Raw genomic sequence first — 15,445 nt, 5'->3', positions numbered from 1 at the left:
TTCCCCTACTCCCCTCTCTTCCCTATTCCCTGTAAATAAGCTTGATAACCGATACTCTCTAATTTGGCTTGTTTAGCTAAAACACTCTCAGAGAGTTGTTCCCGGTATTGCTGTACCTTTGAGAACAATTCAGGGTTATTAGTAGCCAGAATTTGAATTGCTAGTAACCCTGCATTTTTACTATTACCGATCGCTACTGTGGCTACAGGAATTCCCGCGGGCATTTGTACGATAGAATAGAGAGAATCCAAACCCTGGAGATGACGAGTACTCACGGGTACACCAATCACGGGTAAAGAGGTCAAGGAGGCGACCATACCTGGTAAATGAGCCGCCCCTCCTGCACCCGCAATAATCACCTTTAAACCGCGTTGATGGGCTGTTGTAGCGTATTCTACCATACGTTGGGGGGTACGGTGAGCCGAGACGATGGCGACTTCTGTAGCTACGTTAAATTCTGCACAGATAGCGATCGCCTCCTGCATAGTGGGGAGGTCAGAATCACTCCCCATAATAATTCCTACTTGTGTTTGACTGGTCATAGTTACTAATTTAGGTTAATTCTTGTTCACTCAAACGTCTTTGACAGTAGATAGCGATGAGTAAATCTTCAAAACTTGTCTCAGCCAAAGTTTCACTAATTAAACCCACGATACCCAAAACAGCGATACCCCCGAGCACTCCCATTGGACCTCCGAGAAAAGCTAAAGCCGCGGTGATAGCTGCTGTTCCCGTCAATCCTGTCGTACCCATTACCGCTACTAGTATGATACCTGGTAATCCTAAAGCGGCGATTTTTTAACTAATTCATCCATAACTTTAAATTACCTCCCCACCTAAACAGGTGGGGAAATTCCTTGATTTAAATAGAAATTTCGCTCAACTCGCGAGTCAAATGATCAAAGGGTTCATCAACAACAGCAACGTTATCTACTCCTTCAGCTAAGAGCATATCTTTAATCATTTCTTTCATAATCTGAATACCCCGTACAGTAGGTGCGATAGGAACTCCTAAAGAGTTATAGGTTTCTCGCAAACCTTGTAAAACTCTTTCATCGAGTACATTCATATCTCCTGCTACTAGAGCATAACTAGCGTAACGTAGATAATAATCCATATCTCGCAGACAAGCAGAATAACGTCTGGTGGTGTAAGCATTACCTCCTGGAGCAATCAATTCTGGTAATTCTTCAAACAGACGAGATCCCGCTTGTTTAACCAGATTAGCTGAATTAGCGTTAATGATTGTGGCTGCTTTAATTCTTGCAGTACCAGATTTAAAATAAGACTCTAATCGGTCAATAGCTAAGCGATCTAAATAACGTCCCGTGACATCGTAATTTCTAATTAAATTGGTGACTGCGTCTCGCATTAAACTCTGTCTCCTATGAATGATTCTGTTATATCCCATTATCATCCCATAGGGTGTTAGCAACAGAGTAAGATTGTTAACTCTGAAGGTTTTTTTGATACATTTATTTACAATTTTCCCTTTAAACAAAAAAGAATTCTTATTCTGTAACTTTAAACACAAAATATGTTGATAGCAGTGCCTAGGATAATTCGATACGTAGAAAAAATCTTGTCACGGAGTACTGAATGACTATGACCCCCCAAGATGTCTTAAAAATGGTAAAAGATGAAGGCATCCAGATTATTGACCTAAAGTTTATCGACACACCAGGTATTTGGCAACACTGTTCTTTTTACTATGACCAAATCGACGAGAGTTCCTTCTCTGATGGGGTCGCTTTTGACGGTTCGAGTATTCGCGGTTGGAAAGCGATTAACGAATCTGATATGATGATGGTCCCTGATGCTAGTACTGCTTGGATTGATCCTTTTATGAAGGAAAAAACCCTCAGCATGATTTGCAGTATCAAAGAGCCTCGTACAGGAGAATGGTATAATCGAGATCCTCGTACCATTGCTCAAAAAGCGGTAGAATTCTTACAAAGCTCAGGTTTAGGTGATACAGCTTTCATTGGACCTGAAGCAGAATTCTTTATTTTCGATGATGTCCGTTTTGACCAAACCGAAAACAAAGGTTATTACTACGTAGATAGCGTTGAGGGTCGTTGGAACTCAGGTAAAGAAGAAGAAGGTGGTAACCTTGGTTATAAACCTAGATACAAAGAAGGTTATTTTCCCGTAGGTCCTACTGATACTTCTCAAGATATCCGTACAGAAATGCTTCTGACTATGGCGGCTTGTGGTGTACCTATTGAAAAACATCACCACGAAGTAGCAACAGGTGGACAAAATGAGTTAGGTATTCGTTTTGCCACTCTAGTACAAGCTGCTGACTATCTGATGACTTATAAGTATGTCATTAAAAACGTAGCTAAAAAATATGGTAAAACCGTAACTTTTATGCCTAAACCTTTATTTAATGATAATGGTTCAGGTATGCACACCCACCAATCTATCTGGAAAGACGGTAAACCTCTCTTTGCGGGTGAGCAATATGCAGGGTTAAGCGAAATGGCTTTACATTATATCGGTGGTATCCTTAAGCACGCACCTGCGCTTTTAGCTATTACTAATCCTACCACTAACTCTTATAAGCGTCTTGTCCCTGGTTTTGAAGCTCCTGTGAACTTAGCCTATTCTCAAGGTAACCGTTCTGCTTCTGTACGTATTCCTTTATCTGGACCTAATCCTAAAGCCAAACGTCTAGAGTTCCGTTGTCCTGATGCTACCTGTAACCCCTATACAGCTTTTGCTGCTATGTTATGCGCGGGTATCGATGGCATCAAAAATAAAATTGACCCAGGTGAACCCTTAGATGTAGATATCTACGATCTCAGCCCTGAAGAGTTGAGTAAGATTCCTTCTACCCCTGGATCTTTAGAAGCTGCTTTAGAAGCTTTGGAAAAAGACCACGCTTTCTTAACTGATACTGGCGTCTTTACTACTGACTTTATTGAAAACTGGATTGAGTACAAACTAGATAACGAGGTTAACCCTATGCGTCTGCGTCCTCATCCTTATGAGTTTTCTCTATATTATGACGTCTAGGTAAAATATCCCTTTTAGGGAGGGGAGACTAGGGAGAGACTTAACAATCTCCGGGTTGAGTCGAGTGGGGGTATTAATCCCCGACCCTCTCCGTTAGAACTGGACGTGCAAGTTTCCCTGCATCCAGCTCCCGAATATCTAGACCTTTCTGGTCTTGCTCATGTGTATCAATTGGTGGCAACTCTGATGTACTGCTATTAGGTTATTGGGTTTCCAATTGTTATGATTACTATCAACATGATGGAGATGTACAGTTTCATCATTCGTGAGTTTTAGTCCACAGTGGGCACATGAATGGTTTTGCTTTTTCAAAGCTTTTGCTGTTGCTCCGTCGTATAAGGCACTGTTTCTTTTAGACCAATATAATAGGTCGCCATCATAAGGAGATTTATTGCCTTTGACGTTTACGAACTTGTTCTCGCTGTATCCAACTTCTGGGAAGGCTTTCCTGATTAATCTTTCCGCTTCGTAGCGGTTAATTGTTTTCTGTTTAAGGAATACCTTGTATGCTCTGTGGTTTATACCCCATAGGGAGTATTTAGAACCATCCATTTTGCAATATTTGTGGTAATTCCGCCATCCTCTGATGATTGGTGCGAGTTTTTCTGCTTTTACTTGAGCTCCATAATTCGAGTTATTGACGATTTCTTTAACTTTTTCACGGAATGCTTTAAAGTTTTCCTCTGAGGGTACACTTCTGAATTTTCCGTTATTGGTTTGGACGTAGAATTTCCACCCCAAAAAGTCAAATCCATCTGTCGAGGCTGTCACCTTTGTCTTTTTCTCACTGACTTTCATTCCTCTTTCTGCAAGGAATCTGCTTACTTTCTCTAACAGTTTGTGCTCGTCTTCGTTAGGTTTGAGGAAGAACACCATGTCATCTGCATATCTTACGCTTTGCCCTAGGGTTTCTATCCCATTTAGTGCTATGTTTGCTAATAGTGGGCTTACCACTCCTCCCTGTGGTGTGCCTTGTTCGGGGAATTCCGGATTGACACCTTGTGCATCATGTGCTCCTCTTCCTGGTCTGAAACCGTAGCTTCTTTCGTGGAATGTTGCTTCATGTGCCGGTTCTAGAGCAAATTTGACTAGACATTGCCATGCTCTGTCTGCTATGGTAGGAACTTTTAAAATGCGTTTTGTTCCGTCCTGTTTGGGGATTGGAACTTCACGTAGTCCTTGATGTTTCCAGTTTTTGGCATTGGCTTTAAGTTCTTTTTCCAATTGGAATCTTTCCTCAAAGGTTAGTGCTACTTTCCCGTCAACACCAGCAGTTTTCTTACCTTGGTTTAGTTGAGTCACTTGTCGGATTGCGAGCATCCTTGCAGCGTAGGAACTCATCACCAGTCTTTGTAGGCGTTTGGCTCTAGCCATGTCGTCTTCTCGAACTGCTTTAAATATTCTCTTTTGTAATCTGAACAAACAGTAACGTAATTTACGCCAGTTAACTTGTTTCCAATCATCGCTAGTTTTTCGCTGCGTCATAATCCCTCGATTACTTACTTAAGAACATTTTCTGATATCCTTTCGGCAATTACGCCTCATCCTACCCTCTGCTTGGTTTTAATCTACTCGTCTAGCCTACTTGGGTTTTCGACCTCCCAAGACCAAGTATCAGAGTTTTTATTCGTTCCGTTTGTTCGATTGATTGACGATTTAGGGCGGTTCACTTTGCCTATCTTCTTCTCGGAGAATACTAGTAGCACAGAGACTCTCTAGTGAGAATAGAAGATTTGGTCATACCATTTTTGGTTCAGATTGGTAGCCAAGTTTTAAGACACTTTTCTAGAACCAGTTTACCCATGTCGTCTCCCCTTTAGCGCCAGTGTGACCTATCTGCTTTAGTCTCTGATTGCGCCCTGATGGCAGCTTCACTCTAGAGAATTCCGAGTCTATTCGGTGTGCCCAGGTAGGGAGTCACGTTTCTCCTAACGGACGGGACTTACACCCGTATCAAACTAACAGTTCAGAGTACTTGAGGTTTTCTCCCCTCCATCCTCTGGAAGTCCATACCTTCCTAGTTTCTAGGATTTCCTGACTTCAACGAATCGCACCTCTGTAAAACTTACTCAAACTTATCGAGCAAGTCAAAAAGACTTAACTGTATAGGCTTGACGTTTACGTACTGCTTTATCGAAGTCTCAAGAGTACGACTCTCAAATGGTGTAAGGCGAGTAAGGTTTGAGAGTCGCCTCTCTCCCCTCCTCTTTGAACCGTACGTGACAGTTTCCCATCATACGGCTCATGTACTACTTCGAGCTTTTAGACTTGGATTTACTGTGTACCTGTTTCTGACACGCTTTGTGTAAATGAATGAGATTCACTGCGTCGTCAGTTCCTCCATCCTTAACAGATACTATGTGATGGGTTTCTATATCTTCTCCATTAAATAAGGATTCTTTGCAGACAGCACATTCCTCAACTTGACCCCCAATTATATACCAGATGTAGAGTTAAGTCCTAACCGGAGAAGGAGCAACTACAGTATTTTCTAAACTACCGATACCTTCAATTGCGATTCTGACGCGATCGCCTACTTGCAGTGGACCAATACCCGCGGGAGTACCCGTTAAAATTAAATCTCCTGGAAGTAGGGTCATAATAGTAGAAATATAGGTAATCAAATCCTCAACAGCAAAAACCATCTCACTAATCAAAGCTGATTGACGAGGATGAGATTCATCATTAATAAAAGTCTGCAACCGAGCATCTGTACTTAATTCTCGCACGATCCAAGGACCTACTGGACAAAAGGTATCAAAACCTTTAGCCCTTGTCCATTGTCCATCTTTTTTTTGTAAATCTCTAGCAGTAACATCATTAGCGATAGTATAGCCCCAAATTTTATCTCTAGCCTCTTCTGGTAAACAATCTTTACATTTTTCTGAGATAATCACCCCTAATTCACCCTCATAGTCAACCTGTTGAGATTGTCGAGGATAGATAATAACTTGTTCTGGAGCAATTAGGGTAGTAGGAGGCTTTAAAAATAATAATGGCTCTGTGGGGACAACTCCCCCCATTTCAGCGGCGTGAGCGCTATAATTTTTACCTACTGCGATGATTTTAGAAGGTACACAAGGTGCTAGCAACTGATATTTATCTGTTTCTAATTGTAGGTCAGTAATCTTACCCCCAAGCCAAGGGGGAGCATCTAAAACCTTAACTTGATGATCAAGAGTCAAATAGCCATAATAAATTTGACCTTGCAGGGTTTTGATCCTTACATATCTTTTAGCCATAACAGCCCTAGCCTTAAGTGATTACCAATAGTCTAAAGATAGTTAATGTTAACATAATAATGCTGCAAAATTAAGTTAAATTAAACACAGATGAGGTTGCAGAAATAAAGATGGACTTTGGGGAAATTATGGCAAAAGGTGGTCCGGCTATGTGGCCACTACTATTCTTATCTATTTTAGCTGTAGGTACAATAGTTGAACGCATTTGGTTTTGGAGTCAATTACTCTTGAGAGAAAGTTTTGTCTTAAATAAAGTCATGGATGCTGCTATTAGTAATTGGGAAGTAGTGGATAAAGTCGCCCATCATTATCGTAAACACCCCATCGGCAGCTTTTTGTACGCTCCTTTACGTTTAGCTAAACCTGAACCAGATGTATTTCATTTAGCCTTAGAAGCAGCAGCAGATGAACAATTAGGAGCGATGCGCCGAGGTGATAAACTTTTAGAAGCAGTAATCGCCCTGTCACCATTATTAGGCTTATTGGGAACGGTTTTGGGTTTGATTAACTCCCTAGGTTCAATTCAACTCGGCGATCTCGCTAATGCAGGGACCGAAGGTGTTACCCTAGGTATCGCTGAAGCTTTGATTTCTACAGCAACAGGTTTGATTATCGCTATTATCACTATGGCTTTTTATCGTCTTTTTCAAGCTTTTTGGTTTCATCAAGTGAGAATTTTTCGTAAAGTAGGTAGTGATTTAGAATTGATTTATCGTCAACGTTGGCTAGACTTAGATAAAGGTAAATTTGTCCCTGATTTTTCGAGTTAATATAAATATATTATAGTAGAGGTTTAAGATGAATAATAATGATTGGCTCAAACAATTGTTAGTGATGGGATTAGGAACGACTTCTTATGTGGCTGAAAAGTTACGAGAAGTCAGCGAAGAATGGGTTAGAGATGGCAAAATCAATCCCGAACAAGCTACAGCTTTTGTGGAGGATATGATGAACCAAATGAAATCAGAACAGAATAATTTTGAAAAACAAATGGAAGTGCAAATGCGCAATATGCTCCAAGATTTAGGTGTAGCGCGTCAATCAGAGGTAGATGAGTTGCGCGGACGTATCGATCGCTTAGAACGTCAGGTAAGAGATTTAGAAAATAAAATGTGGCGATGATGTTAAAATGTCTAGGGGTTTTAATCATCGAAAAGTATGAAAGAAATTGCTATTAGTCTGGTGGTGATGGTTGTCTGTGTGGTCTTGTTATTCGTGTCTAGTCTATTCACCAATACTAACCAAGCAGAAGCAATCGCCTCTACCGTTAAATCTGAACCAAGCACAATTAATCAGGAAACAATTATAGCTTTGAATATCAACGATCTCAAAATGGATAAAGCCGTAAGCACCGATTCAGGTCTCAAGTATATCGATGTTACCGAAGGAGACGGTGTTACTCCCCAAACAGGACAAACAGTTACAGTACATTATACAGGTGTACTAGAAAACGGCAAAAAATTCGATAGTTCCCGCGATCGCAATCAACCATTTTCTTTTAAAATAGGTGTGGGACAAGTCATCAAAGGTTGGGACGAAGGAGTAGGGACAATGAGTGTTGGTGGTCATCGTCAATTGATTATCCCTCCTGAATTAGGTTATGGTAGTCGTGGTGCAGGTGGTGTGATTCCTCCTAATGCTACCCTAATCTTTGACGTAGAATTACTCAAAATTAGTTAATCAAGATAGCGCCCAATTTCAGGGCGCCTTGTTCATTCTATCTCTCTTACCCCATCTCTAGTTACCTCTTCAACGTAACTAACTATAAAGATTAACTTAAAGGGATGTCCAATCTCTCTGTGTAAAAAAGACTCTAATAATTGTACTTGTTTAGGGGTTACTGGTTCATTGGCGCGGACGGTTAAATAAATTTCTGGTGGATTTTCTCGCCATCTGACGTTAAATTCCACTAACTCTAAACGTTGAAAAGTAACTGTCCGATTCAGTAAAGCTTGTTTTAAATTTCTTTCTAGATTATCTTTTTCCACTATTTGGCTAAAGCTAATACCTAGGGGAATCAATAACAAAGATGTTAAAAAAAACGCAGCTAATAAGGGTTTGCGGGCTTGATGTAGGGGTGCATAACCTGCTAGTAAAAAAACGAGCATACAAGCTAAAGCGATACCCAAAAGATTAGTTAAATAAAGTATAGTCGCTCCCCGACTAATGAACCAGTTCCCTTGAGAGACTCCTAAACCAATCACACAAATAGGAGGCATTAAAGCGACAGCGATCGCTGTACCCGCAATACTGCCAGATACTTTGGGTTGAATTTTAGCGTAACCACCAATCGCACCCGCACTGATAGCGATACCTAAGTCTAATAAATTAGGTTGAGTCCGAGCCATAATCTCACTACCCAAGATAGTCAATCCAGTCAACCAACCGATCAAACAAGAAACGAATAAAGCTAGAAATGTTCCCCAAAGTAAAGCAATAATACTCTTTTTAAACAGAAAAGTATCTCCTACCAAAGCACCAAAAGCTAGGGAACGAATGGGAAACATTAAAGGAGCGATAATCATCGCACCGATAATCACCGCAGCGCTATTAGATAACAATCCTAGGGTAGCTATCACACAAGAACTTATTACTAGTACGATATAAGGTTTATCAACCCTAGTTTCTGCTAATAAGTCTAAACCCAATTCTCTAGTATGTTCTGGGTCAATTTGTTTCCATGTGTACATTGCTCACCTATTCTTCTGATCCAAGAGAATTTTTAACCATTATCATTACTTCTGACCAATCTTTGGGTTTTGATTGATGAAATAACCTCATCGTAGGATACCAGGGACTGTCTGTTCTGTCACACAACCAACGCCAATCGTGGTAATAACTTAGTAAAGTCCAGACGGGTTTACCTAAAGCCCCAGCCAAATGAACTACAGAAGTATCTACACCAATCACTAAATCTACATAGTCTAGGGCGATCGCTGTATCTGCATAATCTCCTAGATAATTACTCAAATCGGTAAGCTGAATTTCTGGTGGTAATTGGGCGATTTGACTAGCTTGAGGACCTTTTTGTAAACTATAAAAGTCTATCCCTTCTAATCCTAACACGGGTAACCAATCCAAAAGATGGCTAGAGCGATGGCGATCGTTTTTATGAGTTGGACTACCTCCCCAAACTATACCTACTTTAGTACGAGAGTTATTAGATATCATCTTAGACAATTTAGCCCTGAGTTGTTCATTTTCTAACCCTACTCCTAGATAGGGTATATCTGCGGGTATATTAGTTAAATCCGTGCTAAAACAATGGGGTAAACTCATCAAAGGACTATAAACAGTAAAAATATCTAAAGGAATCTTTCCTGGTGTATAAACCTGACTCACTTCTGGAATGGTTTGAAACAACCTGACTAAATTTTCTGGACAACAGAGAATCACTTCTCGACATTTTTTAGCTACTAAGGGTAGATAACGACTAAATTGGATCGCATCTCCTGCACCCTGTTCAGTATGTACTAAAATATTACTATTGGGGAGGTCTTCTCCTTGCCATCTCGGTTGTGGACATTCTACGGGTGTGAAATCTTCTCTTTGCCAACGCCACTCTGATTCAGCCCAACCCTCAATTAATTCTCCCATCTTTAATAAGGTCATACCTAAGTTAAAATGAGCGTCAGGAAATTGATAGCGTCTTTGTAAAGCTTGACGATAATAATTAACCGCTACAGGGAGTTGATTACGTTTATTAGCGATATTGCCTAGATTATTATAAGCTTCGGCGTGATTTGGTTCGAGGTTGACTACTTTTGTTAAGATAATTTCTGCCGCTTCGATAGCTTCTTGTTCTAAATAGGTTACACCAAGATTGTACCAAGCTGTTAATAAGTCTGGATTCAATAAGAGAGAATGTTTATAATAATGTTCTGCTTTATTTAAGTTACCCTGATGAAAGGCTTGATTTCCTAAATTAAGAAAATAATCTGCTTTTGCCGATACCTGCAATTTCTCCACTAAAGCTTGTTGTTTATTTTTAATGATTTGTTCAATCTCTAATAAATATTCTTGATCCTCATTACTAATTGTTTCTTGGTAACTTCCTGGTGGTTGTTGCCAACGTTGTAACTGTCTCTCAAAATGACTTCCGGGATAACGTATATATTCTACGGTGTTATCTTTAAGCCAGACAACATTAAAACAACTCGTCAACCATGATATATAAGCATAATCTTCATTACCATAACTACAGAGACGGAATACTTCTTCAGTAGGGAAACCTTCCATAAAATTATGGGCTTCTCGACGAATACAGCTATTTAATACCAATACCTGAGTTATTTTTTCCAACCAGTGGGGGTGTAATTTTTCTTTAGTCTTAACACCAGTTTTGATAGCAGCGGGATAATTACCCCTAATCCTCACTAGTGCATTACAATCATCTCCTAGAGGTTGGTTGATTAATTCTAAACATTTACTGATATGTTCAGGGTAAAATAAGTCATCATCATCACAAAAGAAAATAGCTTCACCTACAGAAGCGTTAACCCCTGTATTTCTGGCTATTGCTTGTCCTTTATTTTTTTCATGACGTAAATAACGATAATAAGATTTATTCTTAATCAGAGATTTAATGATCTCTTCTGTCTTGTCATTAGAGTTATCATCTACGATAATTACCTCATAAGTAAAACTTTCAGCGTTAGGGTGGTTAAGTTGAAAATAGTTAATACTCCTGTCGATACTATCTAAGGTACGTTTAATGACTTTTTTGCCTTTTTTAGAGATATTATAAACAGGAATTACTATCACAAAAGATTTAACCGCATTTTGTTCTATTTCTCTTTGTTTAGCTGCTAATAAATCCTCTGGAGTAACCTTGGCTACTTCGGCTAATGCTTCATCAGGAATTACATAAGAAGATTGTAATAACTCCTCGTTATCGTTAATTACCTCGGGAAATCTTTGGGGTAAAACCTGTACCGCGAATATCTCTTCTACTCCTGTAGTAAAGCGTAGAAAAGCCACTATTTCTCCTGTAATAATATTAACTACCCATACTCCGCAAATACGCTCCGTTAACCTTTCGGTGATAGGGATACCACTAAAAACCGCACTTTCTCTTACCTTGGATAAACCAATAAAAGCATAGTCACCCCAGAAATCAATTCCTCTAGTAAACCCTGGTAAATTAGCGATAGCGGTTAAATTACCTGTATTTAAATCTACTTGGGCTATACTTCCGTCTCCTGACTCTAACACCCATAAACCGTTTCTATACCATCTCGGAGAATGGGGCATAGATAAACCTTGACAAATAAACTCATTTGTGGTAATATCCATTAAAATACCTCCGTTGTGCTTTTGAGGACGCCAACCACCTGGAGTATCAGTAGTTCCTAAAGCAGTAATGTATCTAACCTGTTGATCTCTAACAGCTAAACCGTTGAGATGACAGCGATCGCCTGTATCATAAGCACTGACAAAAGGTGGGCGCCAACGGGGTACAAAGCTATAATCAGTATCGAGACTACATAAACAGGAGAAGCTAGTATTAATAAACCACAACTCCTTATCTAGATAAGTCATCTCATGAATATCGATATCTCCGGTAAAGTGAACAAAACGAGGTAGATAACAAGCGTCATGTTTATCGGGAGGATTTAATCTTTTCGTGACAGCGGGTACATTATGTAACTCTACGATTTGATAACCAGTCCCTAAAGCAATTTTACCCTGACTTACAGCGATACCCATCGGTTTAGCAAAATTGCGAAAGTGAGTATTAACTACTCCTGAATCATTACGAATAACAATTAATTTTCCTGCTTGGTAAGTAGAAACAACTAGAGAAATCCCTAAATGTTGTAGCAGTTGGGAAAAGGTGTTGGTATGAATACTTTGTAAGTCAGACATTATTAATACTAAAATAGATATTATTATTTTTATTCCTCGGGCAAATCGTTGACACTAGTTAAGTGTTCGATGATTATATCCAACTTGCTGCCTAGCTGATTAACTTTATGTTCTAAGCGATCAAATCTTTGGTCATGACGTTCTAAATGTTGTTCAATCTGCTCAAAAGCTTGAGTGATCCTCCCCTCAGGCTCTACATCCGCTTCTATAGTTTTGAGCCGTTCCCTTAAATTATTGACTAATCTTTGCTGCTCGTTGATCCTTTTGTTTTGTTCTCTTTCCTGTTCGCTCATTGATCTAATTCCTATTACTGCTAAGCGATCGGTGCACACTAAAGAGCAGAATTTATTTAATAGTGAGTTGTGTTGCCCATTTTTTCGCTATCAGGTGTTTGGTGTCTTGGATTTCTCATTATTCCCCTACCCTAGGGAGTATAGCACTCAACCTCAACCAAAAAATTTTGACCAAAATGTTGATTAAAGCTGAAATTAGGGAACGATAAATATAGTAGCATTCTGGATTAACTAGATTTTCCGTGCTTTTAGTCATAATTCTAGGATAGTAGCAAAAATGGTAGCTAGTATGAGTAACTCACAACAGAGGGAATATTGCTCTTTAGATGATTTAAGTAATCCACATCAAGAGCAGGAACGTTTGAATATCATCAAAAAATTAGAATTATTGAACCCAGATACTATCCCTATCTGTGAAGAGGCTACCCAGATGGTAGCACGTTTTCTGGAGATTCCCATCTGTTTTTTGGGTTTAATGCTACAAAACCATCTTTGGCTTAAATCCGCGGTTGGATTGGCTAAACTTGGTTTTATGAATCCCATCGCTCAAGAACGTAAAATCTTAAAAGAGAATTCTTTCTGCAATCATGTAATTAATACTAAGCAAATTTTGATTATTCATGATACCTTAGCAGATCCTCTCTATGCTAATCATCCTCTGGTTCAAGATTATGGTATTCGTTCTTATCTAGGTATTCCTTTAATCACTACCACAGGATATTGTTTAGGTACTTTAGCAGTTATGGATTTAGCACCTCATTCATTTAATCTTAAAGACCAAGAATTTTTAGCTTTAACCGCTAGATGGTGTATCCGAGAATTAGAAAGTCAATATTATAGTCAAAATGGTAATTCTACCCTGAATACTGCTAATGTTGCTCAAAGTGCAATCGATAGTTTTCAAGCTAAATTCTTTCGCGAAGTTACCCAAAATCTGCGCGCACCTTTGACTAATATTATTGGTATGTCTAGGGTTTTAAAAGATGAAACTTATGGAAGTTTGAATCAAAAACAAAAAAATTATTTAGATATTATCTATAAAAGTGGTCATAAAATGACTTCTCTAATGAGTGCTTTAGCCGAAATAAATTTAGATGATGAAGAATTACACATAGTTAAACTCAGTCCTGCTGATCCTAACATGATTGCTAAAGAAATAATTTATAATTTAGAGAACTGGGTAGAATTAGAGTTAATCAGTGAAAACAATTTAGCTTTATATATTCTTGATCGGAAAAAATTACGTCAAGCTATCTATTATCTGATTATTAGCTTATTAGGAACAAAAGATAATAACGAGAAAATAACTATTAATCTTGGTTATGAAGCTAAAACCATCCTCATCACTATCTCTTTTAGTGTCAAATTAAATGACCAAACCTGGTTTTTGTCCAAAAAACAACAACTAGATATATTATGGCAAGGTCAAAGTCTCAAAACTACTACGATATCCAAAATTATCAAAGAAACAGATTCAGGAGAATATTACTATAATCAATTGTTGCAATTATTCTTGAGTTGTTATTTAGTTGAACTGCAAAAAGGTGAAATTCTTGTAGAAGCTTGCCAAGATTTCGGTTATAAGTATATCCTAAAACTACCGAAAATTCTAGCAAAATAACAAGCAGATCATGAATTCTTACGGTAGTAATTGGCGTAATTATAGTTTAATAGGGAGTTTAATAGGGAGTTTGGCTACTTGGGGAGAAAGTTCCTGGTTATTGCGTAGATCACAACTCCTAGGAGCTATATTAATAGCTTTACTACTATCTTTAGCCCCCTTTGTCTCCACAAGTACGTTAGGAATTATTTTATTAGGGATAGGGTGTTTGTGGTTACTCTTAACCCTAACGGAAGAACAAAAATTTTCTAGTGGTTGGATTGATAAACTAGTCTTATTATATTGGGCGATCGCCACTGTGGCTACAGCTTTCTCACCAGTCAAAAGCGCAGCTATAGACGGTTGGATTAAGTTAACCTTATATTTAATGTTTTTTGCTCTATGTGGGCGAGTATTGCGATCGCCCCATTTACGCTCCTGGTTAATTACATTATTATTACATATATCAGTAATAGTAAGTGTGTATGGAGTCAGACAGAAGATTTTCGGAGCTCCACAATTAGCTACCTGGAATGATCCAACTTCCCCTTTAGCTAATAAAACCAGAGTATATAGTTATCTAGAGAATCCCAACCTGTTAGCGGGATATTTACTAGGGGCGATCGCTCTTAGTTTAGGAGCAATTTTTATTTGGAGAGGATGGTTAAGAAAAAGTCTCGCTGTAACAATTCTCCTAGTTAACTCTGCTTGTCTTTACTTTACCGATAGTCGTGGTGGGTGGTTAGCTTTGGTTGGATTACTAGGAACATTTAGTTTTTTGTTATACTATCGTTATTATCGATATCTGCCCAAATTTTGGCGTTATTGGTTAATACCTTTAGTGATAGGAGCGATCGCCGTTATCGGAGTGATCGCTTTTTTCCGAGTAGAAACCTTACGTCTAAGGATTTTAAGTATATTTGTTGGTAGAGCTGATAGTAGTAACAACTTTCGTCTCAATGTTTGGGATGCAGTCTTGGAGATGATTAGAGACTATCCGATTATTGGTATAGGTCCGGGAAACCAAGCTTTTCAGCAGATTTACCCCTTGTATATGCGTCCTAATTTTACCTCATTGGGAGCTTATTCTATCTATCTAGAAATGACTGTAGAAATGGGTTTAATTGGTATCAGTTGCTTTTTAGCTTTAGTAGGAATAACTTTTTACCGAGGGATAAGTAATCTACAAAGACTAATTAAAGCAGATAATGTAGAGGGATTTTGGTTAATCAGTGCAATGTCAGGTTTAGCAGGTTTGCTGATACAGGGAATAGCAGACGTGATTTGGTATCGTCCTCAAGTTAATACCCTGTGGTGGTTTTTAGTGGCTTTAATCGCTAGTTTTGACTATACAGTAAGAGGGAGCAAAACTTAATCTAAAAATATCCGAATAAATAACCAGTTTATCGTATAATCAAGAC

14 protein-coding genes and 2 pseudogenes are annotated in these 15,445 nt (G+C 38.8%); 6 read left to right on the top strand and 10 right to left on the bottom strand.

The genetic code is table 11. The features are described from left to right. Positions 1–5: 5 nt before the first annotated feature. The 3 genes and pseudogenes from purE to apcB all read right to left on the bottom strand — a co-directional run bounded on the left by purE (position 6) and on the right by apcB (position 1,372). A complete protein-coding gene (purE, locus tag EA365_01285) occupies positions 6–542 on the bottom strand; it encodes a 5-(carboxyamino)imidazole ribonucleotide mutase (protein TVQ48539.1) in 537 nt (178 codons plus the stop codon). A 25-nt stretch (positions 543–567) separates the two neighbouring features. Then, positions 568–815, bottom strand: a pseudogene (locus EA365_01280) (hypothetical protein). Positions 816–862: 47 nt separating this feature from the next. Then, a complete protein-coding gene (apcB, locus tag EA365_01275; GenBank protein TVQ48538.1) occupies positions 863–1,372 on the bottom strand; it encodes an allophycocyanin subunit beta in 510 nt (169 codons plus the stop codon). A gap of 227 nt (positions 1,373–1,599) precedes the next feature. Between apcB and glnA the strand changes: the two genes are divergently transcribed. Then, entirely contained in the window at positions 1,600–3,021 is a 1,422-nt protein-coding gene (gene glnA, locus EA365_01270) for a type I glutamate--ammonia ligase (GenBank protein TVQ48537.1), read from the top strand. Positions 3,022–3,159: 138 nt separating this feature from the next. On the opposite strand, the gene EA365_01265 is transcribed toward glnA, so the two are convergent. The 3 genes from EA365_01265 to EA365_01255 all read right to left on the bottom strand — a co-directional run bounded on the left by EA365_01265 (position 3,160) and on the right by EA365_01255 (position 6,263). Continuing rightward, positions 3,160–4,506 carry an RNA-dependent DNA polymerase gene (locus EA365_01265; GenBank protein ID TVQ48536.1) on the bottom strand — a complete coding sequence of 449 codons (1,347 nt, stop codon included), beginning with the start codon at positions 4,504–4,506 and terminating at the stop codon, positions 3,160–3,162. 764 nt (positions 4,507–5,270) lie between these two features. Further along, entirely contained in the window at positions 5,271–5,468 is a 198-nt protein-coding gene (locus EA365_01260) for an HNH endonuclease (GenBank protein ID TVQ48556.1), read from the bottom strand. A 6-nt stretch (positions 5,469–5,474) separates the two neighbouring features. Further along, positions 5,475–6,263 (bottom strand): FAA hydrolase family protein, encoded by a 789-nt coding sequence (locus tag EA365_01255; GenBank protein ID TVQ48535.1) that lies wholly within the window; start codon positions 6,261–6,263, stop codon positions 5,475–5,477. 110 nt (positions 6,264–6,373) lie between these two features. On the opposite strand from EA365_01255, the gene EA365_01250 reads away from it, so the two are divergent. Genes EA365_01250 through EA365_01240 form a run of 3 tightly spaced genes read left to right on the top strand, consistent with a single transcriptional unit; the run spans position 6,374 to position 7,943 of the window. Further along, positions 6,374–7,033 carry a MotA/TolQ/ExbB proton channel family protein gene (locus EA365_01250; GenBank protein ID TVQ48534.1) on the top strand — a complete coding sequence of 220 codons (660 nt, stop codon included), beginning with the start codon at positions 6,374–6,376 and terminating at the stop codon, positions 7,031–7,033. Between the two features lie 28 nt (positions 7,034–7,061). Further along, positions 7,062–7,385 carry a hypothetical protein gene (locus EA365_01245; protein ID TVQ48533.1) on the top strand — a complete coding sequence of 108 codons (324 nt, stop codon included), beginning with the start codon at positions 7,062–7,064 and terminating at the stop codon, positions 7,383–7,385. Positions 7,386–7,421: 36 nt separating this feature from the next. Continuing rightward, on the top strand, positions 7,422–7,943 hold the full coding sequence (locus EA365_01240; protein ID TVQ48532.1) for an FKBP-type peptidyl-prolyl cis-trans isomerase: 522 nt from the start codon (positions 7,422–7,424) through the stop codon (positions 7,941–7,943). Positions 7,944–7,975: 32 nt separating this feature from the next. Here the strand turns inward: EA365_01240 and EA365_01235 are convergent, their stop codons facing one another. The 4 genes and pseudogenes from EA365_01235 to EA365_01220 all read right to left on the bottom strand — a co-directional run bounded on the left by EA365_01235 (position 7,976) and on the right by EA365_01220 (position 12,424). Continuing rightward, on the bottom strand, positions 7,976–8,953 hold the full coding sequence (locus tag EA365_01235; protein ID TVQ48531.1) for a DUF389 domain-containing protein: 978 nt from the start codon (positions 8,951–8,953) through the stop codon (positions 7,976–7,978). Between the two features lie 7 nt (positions 8,954–8,960). Continuing rightward, positions 8,961–10,502: a tetratricopeptide repeat protein gene (locus tag EA365_01230; protein TVQ48555.1), complete on the bottom strand. Its 1,542-nt coding sequence runs from the start codon at positions 10,500–10,502 to the stop codon at positions 8,961–8,963. A 597-nt stretch (positions 10,503–11,099) separates the two neighbouring features. Beyond that, positions 11,100–12,131: pseudogene (locus EA365_01225) on the bottom strand (TIGR03032 family protein). Positions 12,132–12,160: 29 nt separating this feature from the next. Further along, positions 12,161–12,424 (bottom strand): hypothetical protein, encoded by a 264-nt coding sequence (locus tag EA365_01220; protein TVQ48530.1) that lies wholly within the window; start codon positions 12,422–12,424, stop codon positions 12,161–12,163. A 277-nt stretch (positions 12,425–12,701) separates the two neighbouring features. Here EA365_01220 and EA365_01215 point away from each other — a divergent pair, with 277 nt between their 5' ends. Together EA365_01215 and ictB are read left to right on the top strand one after the other, a co-directional pair. Next, positions 12,702–14,045: a GAF domain-containing sensor histidine kinase gene (locus EA365_01215; protein ID TVQ48529.1), complete on the top strand. Its 1,344-nt coding sequence runs from the start codon at positions 12,702–12,704 to the stop codon at positions 14,043–14,045. Between the two features lie 10 nt (positions 14,046–14,055). Beyond that, positions 14,056–15,399, top strand: a complete 1,344-nt coding sequence (gene ictB, locus EA365_01210; protein TVQ48528.1) for a putative bicarbonate transporter, IctB family — start codon at positions 14,056–14,058, stop codon at positions 15,397–15,399. Positions 15,400–15,445: the final 46 nt, after the last annotated feature.

The organism is Gloeocapsa sp. DLM2.Bin57, assembly GCA_007693955.1.
Taxonomy (GTDB): domain Bacteria; phylum Cyanobacteriota; class Cyanobacteriia; order Cyanobacteriales; family Gloeocapsaceae; genus Gloeocapsa.
This window is presented reverse-complemented; position numbering and strand designations above follow the sequence as displayed.